Source organism: Micromonospora sp. BQ32, from assembly GCF_059358895.1.
Map to the genome: position 1 here is coordinate 80,472 of NZ_JCADBI010000006.1, position 16,144 is coordinate 96,615.

The 16,144-nt window shown below is 73.7% G+C and carries 7 protein-coding genes; 1 reads left to right on the forward strand and 6 read right to left on the reverse strand.

The features are described from left to right. Positions 1 to 250: 250 nt before the first annotated feature. The 3 genes from AC5L30_RS14440 to AC5L30_RS14450 form a co-directional block, all read right to left on the reverse strand. Positions 251 to 1,147 carry a hypothetical protein gene (locus AC5L30_RS14440; RefSeq protein WP_494867754.1) on the reverse strand — a complete coding sequence of 299 codons (897 nt, stop codon included), beginning with the start codon at positions 1,145 to 1,147 and terminating at the stop codon, positions 251 to 253. Positions 1,148 to 1,149: 2 nt separating this feature from the next. Then, positions 1,150 to 3,705 (reverse strand): FtsK/SpoIIIE domain-containing protein, encoded by a 2,556-nt coding sequence (locus AC5L30_RS14445; RefSeq protein WP_494867755.1) that lies wholly within the window; start codon positions 3,703 to 3,705, stop codon positions 1,150 to 1,152. 97 nt (positions 3,706 to 3,802) lie between these two features. After that, positions 3,803 to 6,499, reverse strand: a complete 2,697-nt coding sequence (locus AC5L30_RS14450; RefSeq protein ID WP_494867756.1) for a hypothetical protein — start codon at positions 6,497 to 6,499, stop codon at positions 3,803 to 3,805. A 145-nt stretch (positions 6,500 to 6,644) separates the two neighbouring features. On the opposite strand from AC5L30_RS14450, the gene AC5L30_RS14455 reads away from it, so the two are divergent. Then, complete coding sequence (locus AC5L30_RS14455) at positions 6,645 to 8,177, forward strand: M1 family metallopeptidase (protein ID WP_494867757.1); 1,533 nt, start codon at positions 6,645 to 6,647, stop codon at positions 8,175 to 8,177. A 158-nt stretch (positions 8,178 to 8,335) separates the two neighbouring features. Here AC5L30_RS14455 and AC5L30_RS14460 read toward each other — a convergent pair whose 3' ends face one another. From AC5L30_RS14460 to gltB, 3 genes are all read right to left on the reverse strand, one after another. Continuing rightward, entirely contained in the window at positions 8,336 to 9,730 is a 1,395-nt protein-coding gene (locus tag AC5L30_RS14460; protein WP_494867758.1) for an MFS transporter, read from the reverse strand. Between the two features lie 173 nt (positions 9,731 to 9,903). Next, a complete protein-coding gene (locus AC5L30_RS14465) occupies positions 9,904 to 11,439 on the reverse strand; it encodes a glutamate synthase subunit beta (RefSeq protein ID WP_494867759.1) in 1,536 nt (511 codons plus the stop codon). Then, positions 11,432 to 16,135: a glutamate synthase large subunit gene (gene gltB, locus AC5L30_RS14470; protein ID WP_494867760.1), complete on the reverse strand. Its 4,704-nt coding sequence runs from the start codon at positions 16,133 to 16,135 to the stop codon at positions 11,432 to 11,434. Before gltB ends, AC5L30_RS14465 begins: the two co-directional genes overlap by 8 nt. Positions 16,136 to 16,144: the final 9 nt, after the last annotated feature.

Here is a 16,144-nt window from a genome sequence, read left to right on the forward strand (position 1 = left end):
GGGAGCGTACGAGATCCGCGCACCGAGCGCGACCGGCCGCTAGCTCCCGCGTCACCTCATGGGCAGTGGTCTACTCGCGCGAGCGGCTCCGACGGAATTTGCCCACGGGACCTCGACCGGGTCCGGACGGCAGTAGCGCGACAGGGCGAAAGATCGACACGAGATTGCTGAAGTCGGGGTATCCCGCCGGCACGGACACCCCGATTTCCGCGAAACCGAGTGGATCATGCTCGGGACCAGCCGGGCCGGGTCAGCGCAGGCCGCGGACCAGCAGCAGGTAGGCGCAGTAGGCCATCGGCACCAGCAGGAAGCAGATCAGGAACCCGAGCGGCAGGTAGCGCGGCGGGGTGCCGGCGACCATGGCCGGCCGCCCCCACCGGCCCAGCACCAGGTACCCGCCGAAGAACGCCACCGCCGGCAACCCCGCGCAGATCCACGCGCCGAGGGTGAACCCGTCCACCAGGCCGACCCCGGAGGCGAGCACCAGGATCAGCACGAGCACCCCGGCGGCGGCCCCGCACCCGGCGTAGACGGCGACCGCCCGCGCCAGCGGTGACCACGTCGGCAGCAACGCCGGCCGCTGGGCCAGCAGCTCCGCCTGCTGCCCGTGCCGGTCGGCCTCGTCGGCCATCCGCCGGGCCAGCTCCAACTCCACCGCCGGGTCGGCCGCCGCCGCGCGCTGCGCGGGCACCCCGCCGCCCGCCGGGCTCACCGTCGTCGGCAGCGCCAGCCGCGCCTCCCCCGCCGGCAACTGGGGGTACGCCCCGACCCCCGACCGCCCCGGCGCGCCGGCTGCGCCGGCGGGTCCCCCGTCCCCGGTTCCGGGCGCGGTGGGAGCGCCGGCAGCGAAGGGCGGGCCGGAGCTGGGCGCGGTGGGCGCCCCGGCGCCGGACGGCGGGCCGGGCCAGGCGGCGGTCTCACCCGGCGTCCCCGAGCCAGGGGCAGGGGCAGCGGGTGGCTGGTCGATGCCGATGGCTCGGCCGAGCTGGTCGAGGCGCTGCCCCTGGGCGGTCAGCCGCTGCTGGAGGTAGTCGACGGCGGCGTGCAGGTCACGGCGGCGCGCGGACTCGGCGGCGGCGTGCTGTTCCCCGGCGCGGTGCTGCGCGGAGAGTTGCCGGGCCAGCGCCGCGTACTCCTCGAAGGACACTGTCACCGCTCCCCGTCCGGCTCGTGCCCGTCGCCGACGAACGGGACGATCAGCCGGATGCGCTGGTCGTGCCGGTCGATCAGCAGCGCCCGGTCGGGGCGGGGCGTGTAGGCCAGGTCGTGCGCTCCGAGGTGCAGGGCCAGCTCGGCGCCGGGCACGTTGAGCGCGACCAGGCAGGCGACGTCGTCGCGGTTCTGGGTGCCGCCGAGGTCGTCGGCGAGCCGGCGCAGCCCCCGCCACCAGCCGAGCAGGTGCACGCCCTGCCCGGGGCCCTGACGCAGGACGGTACGCAGGTCGTCCAGGCCGGAGCGGAAGGTGCCGGGGTCGGTGGCCCCGAGGACGGGCGCGGCGGCGTCCATGCCGAACACCACCAGGTACTCGCGGCTGGCGGGCTCGGCGGCCAGCGCGGCGATCCGGTCGCGCAGCCCGACCGCGTCGAGGCGCTGCACCGGGTGACCGGCGGCCCGCAGCAGCGTCTCGGTGTCGTCGGCGACCGGGTCGGCGACGTCGACCAGGCAGGCCAGGTGGAATCGGGCGTCGCCGGGGGTGTGCTGGCGGGCCAGGCTGAGCGTCGCGGCGCGCAGCACGTCCGCGCCGGTCGGCGCGGTGCCCACCACCGCGAGGTGCCGGCCGGGGGTGGTGTCCATCAGGAACAGTGCGGTGGTGCCGTGCACGTCGACGGTTCGGCCGACCAGGGCCATCGGGCGTCGGCCACCGGGTCGCAACCCGGCGAACGTGGCGTCGTCCTCGATCCGCGCGGCTTCGTACCCCTTGAAAACCGCTGGTGCCCGCGAGCCCGGCGGGCGGGCCTGCCACAGCTCGTGGCGTAACGCGGCGAGGTCCGCTGCGGCGGCGTGCGCGTCGGGGAAGCGCAGCACGGTGTCCGCACCGACCGCGCCGGCGGCGGTGTTGACCACGGCCGAGCCGACCGGCAGGGCCGCGGCGGCGTCGTTGAGCTGGTCGAGCACCCCGCCACCGCCGGGCAGCGCCACCCGCAACGCGAACTGCCCGAAGATCGCCTCGGCCCGCCCGTAGAGGGCTTCGATGCCGGTCATACTCTGGCTGGCCAGCACCAGGTGGATGCCGTACGAGCGGCCCTTGCGGGCCAACTCCTCCAGCAGGTCGACGGACTCGCGGGCCAGCGCGTCGTTGCCGGCGAGCAGCACGTGGAACTCGTCGATGACCGTCACGATGCGCGGCAGCGGGTTGTCGCGGGGCAGGTCGGCGAGCTTGGTGACGCCGTGCCGTTTGAGCGCGGTGGCCCGGCGCTGCGCCTCCCGGCGCAGTTCGCGCAGCACCGCGAGACCGTACTCGCGGTCCGACTCGATGCCGACGGCACGGGCGTGCGGCAGCCAGGACGGGTCCCGGCCGGTGGGCACGAACTCGGTGAAGCTCACGCCCTCCTTGAAGTCGAGCAGGTAGAGCTGCAACTCGGCCGGCGAGTAGCGGGCGGCCAGCCCGTAGAGGACGTCGAGCAGGAAGACGGTCTTGCCGGCGCCGGTGCGCCCGCCGACCAGCCAGTGCGGGGTGGCGTCGTCGAAGGCGAGCGTCAGCGCGGTGTCGAAGGCCGCGGCCGACCCGCCGCCGCCGGCTCGGCCGATCACCGTCCGCAGGCCGTTGCCGGCGGACTCGGCCCAGCGCCGCTCGGGCAGCAGGTCGGTGAAGGGCAACGCGTCGGCGCGACGGGTGGCGGTGCCGAGGTGCTCGGCGAGCGCGCGTACCGAGGCGGGCGGCGGGTCGCCGTCGAGCAGGACGGGTGCGGCGAGCCCGCTGCCGTCGGCGCTGAACGGGGTGCCGGGCGGGTCGCCGACGTGCGCGTACCCCTGGTTGAGCCGGACCGCGGTGGTGCCGCCCAGCGGCGGCGCGGTCTCGCCGGGCAGCCGGGACGGGTGGCCGGCGAGCAGCACGCACACGGCGGCGGCCGGGCCGGCGTGGGTGAGCGCGGCGAGCCGGGCCAGCTCGCGCGGCGGCGGCGCGGCGGTGGCGACCACCACCAGCAGTCGGCGGGCGGCCGGCTGACCGTGCTGCGCGGCGCGGGCGTGCTGTTCGGCGGCGTCCAGCAGCGCGGCCACCTCGGCCTCGCCGGTGGCCGGCGGGTCGAGCACCCCGGCGTCGAGCAGTGGACGCAGCGGACCGAAGGTGGCGCCGAGCGCGGCGGTGTCGATGCCGGCGACGCGGACCTGACCGGGCGGCGCGGTGGCGACCAGCCGCAGCACCAGCGCCCGCAGCAGCCCGGCGACCTGCGGGTCCCGGGCGTCGGTGTCCAGGGCGAGGTGGTGGCCGCCGCCCAGCGGGACCAGCACCGGAAAGCCGCCGTCCGACGTGGACGCCTCACCGACCCGCACCGCGGCCGGCTCGTCGGTCAGCGGCGTGACGCCCGGGGCGGGGGTGGCCAGGGCAGCGCCGAGGCGGGCGAGGCGGGCCACCAGGTCGTCGGCGCCGGCCGGCGCGACGGCGGTCGGCGTCGCCCCCAGGACACCGCGGGCAGTGTCCAGATGCGCCCGAGCCGCCCGGTGGGAGTTGACCGCCTGCCCGTACGCCGACGCGAGCCTGCCCACCCTCTGCCCCCAACGCCACGGCCGCCTGGTCCCAGGAACCCTAACGGACACCGGCGGCACCCGGACAGTCCTGCGAGGACGTGTCACGCCGGACCGGTCAGGCAGGGCCGCACGCCGCCGGGTCGGACGCTTCGGCCGCCCCGCAGCGGAACACCTCCACCGGCGCCCTCGCCACGTCGGGCACCTGCTCCACCCGCATCAGGGCCAGCCGCTTGTCGACCGGCTCCCCCGACTCGGAGGTGAACCGGATCAGCCCGGCCACCCCCGGGTAGCCCTGCCCGGCGTTCTGCCGGAGCACCTCCGCGTGCACGCCCACCGGATTGACCGAAGCCGGCTCCCAGCGTTGCCGGGGGTCGGCGTGGTGCAGCCGGGCGGCGAGGCTCTCCACCGCCCGGACCAGCATCATCGACGCGTCGTAGGCGAGGCTGACCCGCTCGCCGACCTGCTCCTCCTCGGCGCCCGGCCGGCAGCGCGGCGGGTCGAGCAGGTCGTCGGCCTGGATCCAGGACAGGAAGCTGGCCCGCGCGTCGTCGCGGCGGTCCTGCGCGGCCCGCAACGCCGCGCAGGTGGCCAGGGCCGCCTTCGAGACGTACGTGACGGGCAGGTTGCCGGGCGCGGCGGCGCGCAGCCCCGGGTTGGCCATGTACCGGTTGGCCGAGTCGTCGGCGACGAGGTGTCGGGGCGGGTTGCCGCCGCACTCGCGCAGCGCCCGCAGGAAGCCGTCGAACTCCGACCATCGACCGGCGTAGAAGAGCAGCCCGGGGTAGCCGCACTCGTCGGTCAGCCGCTGCCCGGTGCGCCACTCGTTGAGGCGGGTGATCCGGGGGCCGAACTGTTGTCGGAGCCCGTCGACGAGGGTGCCCACGTAGAGGTCCTCGGTGAGCGAGCTGCCCTCCAGGGTGGTGTAGAAGACGTGCGCCTCGTCGACCTTCAGCACCTGCTTGGCGTACGCGTCGACCAGCTTCACCTGGTCCTTGTTCGGCGCGGAGATCTGGAGGTAGAGGCGGGAGTTGGCGTCCATCTTGTCGGCGGAGAGGGTGGGCGCCAGCACCGGCAGCCCGACCTGGTTCAGCTCGCGCAGCGCGCGGGCGGTGCTGCTGCGGCTCTCCACCAGCCCGACCACCCCGAGCACCGTGGGGTCGTCCCGGGCCAGCTCGGCCAACATCGCCACGGCCCGGTCGGCGTAGATCATCTGCCGGCCACCGTTGGCCACCACGATCCGCAGCAGCGCCGCGCCGTCGGCGCCGGCCGACTCCTTCAGCAACGCGTACTGGGCGGTGGCCATCCCTTCGAGCTCCTCGCGCTCGGAGACGTACGACTCCTCGTCCGCGCGCGTTCGGTTGCCGGTGAGAGTGCCGAGGTAGACCAGGGTGAGGAAGGGCCGACGTCGGTCGCTGCGCTGCCAGACCTCCTCGGCGGCGCGGTTCTGCGCGAAGATGCGCCGTTGGACGGTGCGCAGCCGGTCCTGGCCGGGGTCGTTGTTGAACACCTGCGCGGCGCTGTCGCTGTAGCCGACACACTCGCCGCTGGCGGCCACCTCGACCGACACCTGACCGGTGAGCGAGGGGTGACAACCCGGCCCCCACCGGCTGGCCACCCAGAGGCCGAGCGTCGCCACCAGCACCACGCAGAGCGCCGCCGGCAAGAAGCGCCGCGACCACCACGGCGGCTCGGGCGCGGAGAAGGGCCGCAGTCCGCCACGGGACGGTGGGCCGGTGTCGGTCTCGTCCGGACGCAGCGCCACCAGCCAGGTGGCCGGGCGGCGCAGCCGCCGCATCTCCGGCAGCGCCTCGGCCCACTCGTCGTACGCCTCGTCGGCCTCGGTCAACGGGTGCGGTTCGGGCAGGTCCGGTGGGGGTTGCCCGCCGGACGCGACGATCAGCAGCGGGTCGTTGCGGCCGGTCTCGGTGCGGACGTCGCCGATCAGGCGGACCAGTTCCCCGCCGACGTTGCCGGGGGCGACGTGATCGAGCAGCAGCGCCGGGTACGCGGTGCGCCGCCAATCCGACGGACGCCACGGCCGACGCCGGTACGCCTGCCGCAGATCCTCCAGGAACGCGTGCAGCAGCAGCTTGTTGACCTGGTCGGGTTGCTCCCCGTCGCGCCAGCCCGCGGTGAGGCGCTCGGCGAAGCCGAGGAAGGTGACCGACTGCCGGGGCGCCAGGTACTGCTGACGCATGAACCAGTTGTAGTGCCGCCCGAGCACCGGCACCCGACCGGAGACGGCAGCCCGGAAGACCACCCCCGGCACGGCACGACGGACCAGCCAGAGCAGCACCTGCGAGACGATGCTGACCGCGTCACCGCCGGACGGCAACGCCTCCGGCGTACGTGGGCCCCGGCGGTCGCGCAGCCGGCGGACCAGGGCCGCGCGGCTGTCGTCGGCGTCGATGCCCAGGCTGAGGCTCTGCTGCATCAGCCAGTCGGCGAGCGGATAGTGCCGGAAGCGCAGTCGGGCGGCGCCGAATGCCTCCAGGGAGAGCTGCCGGTGCAGCTCGCGCAGCAGCGCCGGCACGTCCCCGGCACCGGGTGGCACGTCGGCGTCCAGCACGGCGTGCGGGACGCGCCGCCGAGGGCCCTGGCCGAGGAACCGGCGCAGCGGCACCATCAGATCCGCGGTGTCGGAGCGGACCAGCCACAGCAGCGGCAGTCGACGGTCACCGCGGCGGGGTCGCCGCAGCAGCCGGGCGAGCAGCGTGAACAACTCCACACCGCCGGGCGGCAGCCGCTCCCGGCCGGCGGTTGACTGCCGTTGGCCGATCAACTCCCGCTTGGGCAACTCCGAGCGTCGCACGCGTCACCTCCGATCAACTCAGTGTGACCTTGCGGCGCAAGGCGCGCCAGAGGCCGGCGACCGACCAGGGGTGTGGCGGGCCGGCGACGTTCACAGTTGTCGATTAGGTTGGCGTGGCGAACACCCGATGGAGGGAGTCCACCCCGTGCGACGAGTCCTCACGGCGGCCACCACCGCCCTGACCCTCACCACCGCCGGCACCATGCTCGCCGGCACCCCCGGCCAGGCCGCACCGACGGCCTGGGGCCGTCCCGTCGTCTCCGCAGCGCCGCAACCCGGCGCGCCCGGACTGGGCGACAGTTACTTCCCCGACTACGGCAACGGCGGCTACGACGTCGAGCACTACGACGTCCGGCTGCGCTACGAACCGGCCACCGATCTGCTCACCGGCACCACCACCATCCTCGCCACCGCCACCCAGGACCTCTCGGCGTTCAATCTGGACTTCCTGCTCGACGTCGAGTCGGTCCGGGTCAACGGTTGGGCGGCGAGCACCAGCACCGCGGGGGTGCACGAGTTGGTAGTCACCCCGGCCCGCACGGTGACCCGGGGTCAGCAGCTCACCATCGTCGTGCGTTACTCCGGCGTCCCGTCGGAGGCCCTGGTCGACGGTTACACCGGCTGGACACGTACCGACGACGGCGCCCTCGCCGTCAACGAGCCCGAGTCGGCGTGGTGGTGGTTCCCGAGCAACGACCACCCGCTGGACAAGGCCACCTACGACATCTCGGTGTCGGTGCCCACCGGCGTCGAGGTGATCAGCAACGGCGTGCAGCCGAGGCCGCCGCTGGCCGAGGCCGGCAACCGGACCCGGTGGATCTGGCGGACCACCTCCCCCACCGCCACCTACCTGGCGTTCATGGCCATCGGCCAGTACGACATCGTCACCGACACCACCCCGAGCGGTCAGCCGGTGATCAACGCGTACAGCACCTCGCTGGGCGCCCTCGGGCCGGCCGCGCGGGCCAGCATCGAGCGGACCGCCGAGATCGTCGACTGGGCCAGCGGGATCTTCGGCCCGTACCCGTTCGAGGCGCAGGGCGGCGTGGCCGGGCCGGTCGACGGCATCAGCTTCGCGCTGGAGACGCAGACCCGACCGGTGTACGGGCCGGGCTTCTGGCGACGCGGCGCCAACACCTATGTGGTGACGCACGAGCTGGCCCACCAGTGGTTCGGCGACTCGGTCTCGGTGGCCGACTGGCGCGACATCTGGCTCAACGAGGGCTTCGCCTCGTACGCCGAGTGGCTCTGGTCGGAGGAGCAGGGCGAGGGCACCGCCCAGGAGGTCTTCGACTTCACCTACGCCAGCTACCCGGCGGACGACGGGTTCTGGCAGGTGTTGCCCGGTGACCCGGGTGCCGGTCGGGTCTTCGACAACGCCGTCTACGACCGGGGCGCGATGACCCTGCACCAGCTGCGGCTGGCCGTCGGCGACGACGCGTTCTTCGAGATCCTGCCGACCTGGACGGCCGAGCACCGGTACGGCAACGGCACCACCGAGCAGTTCCAGGCCCTGGCCGAGCGGATCTCCGGGCTGGACCTGGACGAGCTGTTCACCACCTGGCTGTTCACCGCCGGCCGGCCCGACGTGGCCAGCGCCGCCCGCAAGGCCGCCCCGCCGACCGAGCCCAGGTCCTGGGCCAAGATCCGCGAGGCCCATCACCTGATGTCGCACTAGGAATCTCGACCGGGCTGAAGATCCGCGCAACGTCAGGGATGTAGGTGCCTCCGCAGCACCCGAGGCACCCCTTTCCCTGGTGTTGCGCGGATCTTGGCTTGGGGCTCAGGATGGCGTCGCCCGGTCCCGGAAGCGGGCCGCCGAGGGTGAGCGCTGTCTCAGCGGTTCGGCACCGGCGCGGCGGTGGCCAACTGCCGGAGCCGGACCGCGCCCGGCCGAACCCCACCGACGTCGGGGGCGATGACACAGACCGCCCCGGTGGGCCGGACGATGCGGGCGGCCCGGAACGCCGCTCGTCGTACCGGATGGCGGGGCCGCGGCACGACCAGCGCGAGGGTCGCCGCGCGGCCGCGCTGCCGGTCCAGGGCGACGGCCGCCGCCGCCGTGGCGATCGCCGCGGCGGCTCCGGCGAGGACGAGCGTCTGCCGGGGGCCGGCGTGTTCGGCGAGCCAGCCGAGCAGCGGGGCGCCGACCGCGGCGGAGACCGAACCGGTGACCGCCAGGGCGGCGAGCACCCGGCCCCGCATCGCGCCGTCGGTGTCGAGCTGGGCGCGGGTGCCGACGGTGGTGTCGATGACCACCGCGGCGGCGGCGATCGGCAGGATCACCGCGGCGAAGCTCCAGGTGCCCGGTGCGAGGCCGGCGACGATCTGCAACCCGCTGGCGAGCAGCCCCGCGACGACAAGCGTCCGGTAACCCAGGGAACGCCGCCGGGCCGCGACGAGCGCACCCACCACCGTCCCGACCGCGAACACGGTCGACAGCACGCCGTACCCGGAGGCGCCGGCGTCCAGCGGCCCGTCGCTCATCGCGGCCATGGTCACCTGGTAGTTGCGGCCCAGGCTGCCGAGCACGAACGACAGGCCGAGCGCGAGGAGCAGCACCGGCTGCCCCCGCAGGTAGACGAACCCGGCGCGAACGCCGCCCCGGTTCCGTCCGCCGTCCGGGGCCGGAAGGCCGGGCACGGCTGGCGGGCGTACGGCGAACAGCGCCACCACCACGGCGGCGAAGCTGGCCGCGTTGATGCCGAAGAGCAGGGCGGGGCCGACGGCGGCCACCACCACGGCACCGAGGCTCATGCCGAGGATCCGGCCGGCGGAGTTGGTGAGCGAACCGAGCGCCAGGGCGTTGCCCAGCGTCTCCCGGTCGACGAGGCTGGCGGCCCAGCGCCCCATCACCGGGCCTTCGATCGCCGAGACGGCACCGCTGGCCAGGGAGATCGCGAAGATCAGCGGCAGGCCACCGACCCCGGTCAGGGCGACCGCCGCCAGTCCGGCGGCGAGCGCCGCGTGGGCGCCCTGGGCGGCGATCAGCAACGGGCGGGCCGGCAGCCGGTCGGCCAGCACACCGCCCCAGACGCTGAGCAGCAACGTGGGCGCCGCCTGGAGCAGCACGGCGAAGCCCATGGACGTCGCCGAGCCGGTTTCCTTCAGGACGTACCAGTTGACCCCGAGGACCTGCATCCAGGTGCCGATGACGGAGACGAAGCCGGCGAGCGCCCAGATCCGGTAGTTGCGGTGGCGCAGCGCGGCGAAGGTGGCACCTCTGGCCACGACGAACCTCCAACGATCGGCAGCATGATCATTCATGCCGATCGCGGCGCGGTTCGGCAGCCGGCAAGTCTTGCCGACCTAAACCTTTTTGCCCATATTTGTGAGCGGCTTCACCAGCGGGAATGTCCGGTCGGCGCGGCAGCAACCTGCCGCGCCGACCGGACGTCCTCAACTCACCGAGCGGCGAGAGCCTGCGTGGCCGGGCCCACCGGGGCCGGCAGCACACCAGCACCGCCCAGATAGCCGTGGATGGCGGCGGCGGCCGCCCGCCCCTCGGCGATGGCCCAGACGATCAGCGAAGCGCCCCGGTGCATGTCACCGGCCACGAACACCCCGTCGGCCTCGGTCTGCCAGTCGTCGCGGGCGTCGATGGCGCCCCGAGGGTTGCGGGCCACACCGAACTGGGCCAGCAGCGGCTGCTGCTCGGTGCCCTCGAAGCCGATCGCCAACAGCACCAGATCGGCCGGCAACTCCCGCTCGGAACCCGGCACCACGGTGACGACCCGCCGGCCATCGTGCTTCTCCACGGTCACCTCGGCGATCCGCACCGCCCGCACCTGGCCGGTGCCGTCGTCCACGAACTCCTGCACCGCCACGGCGAAGACCCGCTCGCCACCCTCCTCGTGCGCCGGGTAGCTGCGCAGCACCCACGGCCAGGTCGGCCACGGATCCCGTGCCTCGTCGCGCTCCTGCGGCGGCTGCGGGTACAGGTCGAGCTGGTGCACGCCCGCGGCACCCTGGCGGTGCGCGACGCCCAGACAGTCGGCCGCCGTGTCACCGCCACCGATGATCACCACATGCTTGCCGGCCGCGTCGATCGGGGTGCCGTCCGGCAACACCGCCCGCGCCAGCCGACGCTCGCCGATGGCCACCACGCCGGCCTGGTCGGTGGCCGCGGTGGCGACCGCGCGATTCGCCGCGACCAGGTGCGCCATCGCCTGGTGTACGCCCCGAAGCGCCCGCCCCGGGGTCTCCGGGGTGTCCCGGCCCTGCAACGCCCCAGCGGCCAGCAGCACCGCGTCGTGCTCGGCGCGCAACTGCTCGGCGGTGACGTCCACCCCGACGTTCACGCCGGTGCGGAAGCGCACCCCCTCGGCGATGAGCTGGGCCAACCGGGCGTCGATGTGCCGCTTCTCCAACTTGAAGTCGGGAATGCCGTACCGGAGCAGGCCACCGATCGCGTCGTCGCGTTCGTACACCGTCACCGCGTGACCGGCGCGGGCCAGCTGCTGGGCGGCGGCGAGGCCGGCGGGCCCGGAGCCGACGACGGCGACCGACCGGCCCGACGGCGCCGGCACCGGGCGGGGGGTGAACCCCCGCGCCGCGGCCGCGTCGGCGATCTCCACCTCGACCTGCTTGATCGTCACCGGTTGACCACCGGAGATGCCGAGCACGCAGGCCGCCTCGCAGGGCGCCGGGCAGAGCCGGCCGGTGAACTCCGGGAAGTTGTTGGTGGCGTGCAGCGACTCCACCGCGGCATCCCAGTTGCCGGTCCGCACCAGGTCGTTCCAGTCCGGGATGCGGTTGCCCAGCGGGCAGCCGTCGTGGCAGAACGGGATGCCGCAGTCCATGCATCGGGTGGCCTGCTCACGGACCAGTTCCTCGCCGGCCGGCGGGTACACCTCCCGCCAGTCGCTGATCCGCACCGGCACCGGGCGGCGGGCCGGCAGGCGCCGGTCGTAGCGCAGGAAACCGTTCGGGTCAGGCACGTGCCACCTCCTGGGCAGCCACCCGCGGGGCGGGCGGCACCGGCGCGGCGGGTGCGCTGAGCGCGCCCATCACCGCGTCGTCGACGTCGCGGCCGGCTGCTTCGGCGGCCCGCATGATCTCCAGCACCCGGCGGTAGTCGCGGGGTACCACCGCGGTGAACTCGGCAACCGCCTCCGGCCACCGCTTGAGCAGCTCCTCGGCGACCGCCGACCCGGTCTCGGCCACATGCCGTTGGACCAGCTCGTGCAGGAGCGACTGCTCCTGCTCGCCCAGCGGCATCAGGTCGACCAGCTCCGCGTTGACCCGGGCCCGGTCCAGGTGGTGCACGAAAGCAGTGCCGCCGGACATGCCGGCCGCGAAGTTCCGGCCGGTCGCGCCGAGCACCACCACCGTGCCGCCGGTCATGTACTCACAGCCGTGGTCGCCGACGCCCTCGACCACGGCGATCGCGCCGGAGTTGCGCACCGCGAACCGCTCCCCCACCCGGCCACGCAGGAAGACCTCGCCCGCCGTGGCCCCGTACAGGATGGTGTTGCCGGCGATGATCTGATCCTCGGCCCGCTGCCCCGGCTCGGCGTCCGGGTCGAGGAACGGCGCGGCGGCGTCCGGACGGACGATGAGCCGGCCCCCGGAGAGGCCCTTGCCCACATAGTCGTTGGCGTCGCCGTGCAGGCGCAGGGTCACCCCGCGCGGCAGGAACGCGCCGAACGACTGCCCAGCCGTGCCGTGCAGCACGAACTCGATGGTGTCCTCGGGAAGGCCGGCGCCGCCGAAGCGACGGGTCACCTCGCCGCCGAGCATCGCGCCGACGCTGCGGTGCTCGTTGCGCACCGCCACCTCGACCCGCACCGGCGCCCCATCCTTCAGAGCCGGACGGGCCAGCGCGATCAGCTCGTTGTCGAGCGCCTGCTCCAGGCCGTGATCCTGGGCGCGGATCCCGCGTCGGGCCGCACCGGCGGGCAGCTCCGGCAGGTGCAGGACGGGTGCCAGGTCCAACCCGTGCGCCTTCCAGTGCGTCACCGCCGGAAGCACGTCGAGCAGCTCGGACTGCCCGATCGCCTCCTCGATCGACCGGAAGCCCAGCTCGGCTAGGTAACCCCGGACCTCCTCGGCGAGGAAGAGGAAGAAGTTCTCCACGAACTCCGGCTTGCCGGTGAAGCGCTCCCGCAGCACCGGATTCTGGGTGGCGATGCCGACCGGGCAGGTGTCCAGGTGGCAGACCCGCATCATCACGCAACCCTCGACGATCAGCGGCGCGGTCGCGAAGCCGAACTCCTCAGCGCCGAGCAGCGCCGCGATCAGCACGTCTCGGCCGGTCTTGAGCTGGCCGTCGACCTGCACGGTGACCCGGTCGCGCAGCTTGTTGAGCAACAGCGTCTGCTGCGCCTCGGCCAGCCCCAGCTCCCACGGGGTGCCGGCGTGCTTGAGCGAGTTCATCGGGGAGGCGCCGGTGCCGCCGTCGTGGCCGGAGATCAGGATGACGTCCGCCTTGAGCTTCGCCACCCCGGCGGCGACGGTGCCGACGCCGACCTCGCTGACCAGCTTGACGTGCACCCGGGCCGCCGGGTTGACGCACTTCAGGTCGTGCACCAGCTGGGCGAGGTCCTCGATGGAGTAGATGTCGTGGTGCGGCGGCGGGGAGATCAGACCCACCCCGGGGGTGGCGTGCCGGGTCCGGGCGATCCACGGCCAGACCTTGTTGCCGGGCAGCTGACCGCCCTCGCCCGGCTTGGCGCCCTGGGCCATCTTGATCTGGAGGTCGTCGGCGTTGACCAGGTATTCGCTGGTCACACCGAAGCGGCCGCTGGCGATCTGCTTGACCGCCGAACGGCGGGCCGGGTCGTGCAGCCGCTCGACGTCCTCGCCGCCCTCACCGGTGTTGGACTTGCCGCCGAGCCGGTTCATGGCGATGGCGAGCGTCTCGTGCGCCTCCGCCGAGATCGACCCGTACGACATGGCGCCGGTGGCGAACCGCTTGACGATCTCGGTGGCCGGCTCGACCTCCTCGATCGGCACCGCCGGGCGGACCCCGGTGCGCAGGGTGAACAGCCCGCGCAGCGAGCCGGCCTGCGCCGCGAGCGCGTCGACTTTGGCGGTGTACTGCCGGAAGACGTCGTACTGCCGGCTGCGGGTGGCGTGTTGCAGCAGGAAGACCGTCTCCGGGTTGAACAGGTGCAGCTCACCCTCGCGGCGCCACTGGTACTCGCCACCGACCTCCAGCCGGTCGGAGATGGCGGTGCCGGCCGGCGGCCAGGCCAGCGCGTGCCGGGCGGCCACCTCGGTGTGCACGCCCGCGAGACCCACCCCGCCGATGCGGCTGGGTGTGCCCCGAAAGTAGCGCTCGACCAGCCGGCTGTCCAGGCCGACCGCCTCGAAGACCTGCGCCCCGCAGTACGAGGAGACCGTCGAGATGCCCATCTTCGACATGATCTTCAGGACGCCCTTGCCGAGCGCCTTCGCGTAGTTGCGCACCGCCGCGGCGGGCTCCACCCCGGCCAGCGCGCCAGTGTGGATCATGTCCTCCACCGACTCGAACGCCAGGTACGGGTTCACCGCCGCCGCGCCGTAGCCGATCAGCACCGCCGCGTGGTGCACCTCCCGGCAGTCGCCGGACTCGACGATCAGCGCCGCCTGGGTACGGGTCTGCTCGCGCACCAGGTGCTGGTGCACGGCGGCGGTGAGCAGCAGCGACGGAATCGGCGCCAGGTCGGCGTTGGAGTCCCGGTCGGAGAGCACCAGGATGCGCACGCCGTCCTCGATCGCCTCGGAGACGTGCCGGCAGATCTCGGTCAGCCGCGCCTTGATCCCGGTGGCGCCCTCCCGGATCCGGTACAGCCCGGAGACCCGGACCGCCTTGAAGCCGGGCAGGTCGCCGTCCTCGTCGATGGAGAGGATCTTCGCCAGCTCGTCGTTGTCGATGATCGGGTGCGGGAGCACGATCTGCCGGCAACTCGCGGCATTCGGGTCGAGCAGGTTGCCCTCCGGCCCGATGGTCGACGCCAGGCTGGTCACCAACTCCTCGCGGATGGCGTCCAGCGGCGGGTTGGTGACCTGGGCGAAGAGCTGGTGGAAGTAGTCGTAGAGCAGCCGCGGCCGGGTGGACAGCGGCGCGATCGGGGTGTCCGTACCCATCGAACCGAGCGGCTCGACGCCGGTGCGGGCCATCGGAGCGAGCAGGATCTTCAGCTCCTCCTCGGTGTAGCCGAAGGTCTGCTGCCGGCGGCGCACCGAGTCGTGCGTGTAGACGGTGTGCTCGCGGGCCGGCAGGTCGTTCAGCTCGATCAGCCCGGCGTGCAGCCACTCGCCGTACGGCTGGGCGGCGGCCAACTCAGACTTGATCTCCTCGTCGTGCACGATCCGCCCGGCCACGGTGTCGACCAGGAACATCCGGCCCGGCTGGAGTCGCCCCTTGGCGACCACGTGAGCCGGGTCGAGGTCGAGCACCCCCGCCTCGGAGCCGAGCACCACGAGCCCGTCGTCGGTCTGCCACCAGCGCCCCGGGCGCAGCCCGTTGCGGTCCAGCACCGCGCCGACGATCTCGCCGTCGGTGAACGCCACCGACGCCGGACCGTCCCACGGCTCCATCAGGCTGGCGTGGAAGCGGTAGAAGGCACGCTTCGCCGGATCCATCCCCGGGTCGTTCTCCCAAGCCTCGGGGATCATCATGAGGACCGCGTGCGGCAGGCTCCGCCCGGCCAGGTGCAGCAACTCCAGGACCTCGTCGAAGTTCGCCGAGTCGGAGGCGGCGGGGGTGCAGACCGGGAAGACCCGCCGGATGTTGCCCGGCACGTTGGGCGAGCGCAGCAGCGCCTCGCGGGCCTGCATCCAGTTGCGGTTGCCCCGGATCGTGTTGATCTCGCCGTTGTGGGCGATGAACCGGTACGGGTGCGCCAGCGGCCAGGACGGGAAGGTGTTGGTGGAGAAGCGGGAGTGCACCAGCGCGATGGCGCTGTCCACCCGCTCGTCGCGCAGGTCCGGGTAGAACGCCGGCAACTGGTCGGGCGTGAGCATGCCCTTGTAGACCATGGTGCGGCTGGACAGCGACGGGAAGTACGCCGGGACGCCCCGCTCGGCGGTCTCCCGTTCGGCCTGCTTACGCAGGCAGAAGGCCACCCGGTCCAGCTCGATGCCGCGCAGCGGGGAGCCGGCCGGCCCGTCGGGCGCGTCGGTGAGGCGGTGCGCGGCCAGGAAGAGCTGCCGGACCCGGGGCATCGCCGCCAGGGCGGTCTCGCCCAGGTCACTCGGGTCGATCGGCACGTCCCGCCAGCCGAGCAGGTCGGCGCCCTCGACCAGCGCGTACTTCTCGACCACCCGGCGCGCACGCGCCTCGGCGACATCGTCGTCGGGAAGGAAGACCAGCCCCGTGGCGTACTCGCCGGCCGGGGGAAGCGCGACGTCGGCCACCGCGCGCAGGAACGCGTCGGGCACCTGGATCATGATGCCCGCGCCGTCGCCGGTGTTGGGCTCCGCGCCACGGGCGCCCCGGTGGTCCAGCCGACAGAGCGCGCCGAGCCCGTTGGCGACCACCGAGTGTGAACGCCGCCCGTGCAGGTCCGCCACGAAGGCCACGCCGCAGGCATCGTGCTCCTGCGCTGGGTCGTAGAGGCCCTGGGCGGGCGGACGGGCGTGGGGCGTCGGGGACGCCTGCGGGCTGTGCGGGTGCGGCTGTGCTGTGTCCGCGTACGGCTGAGCCACCGGGCCTCC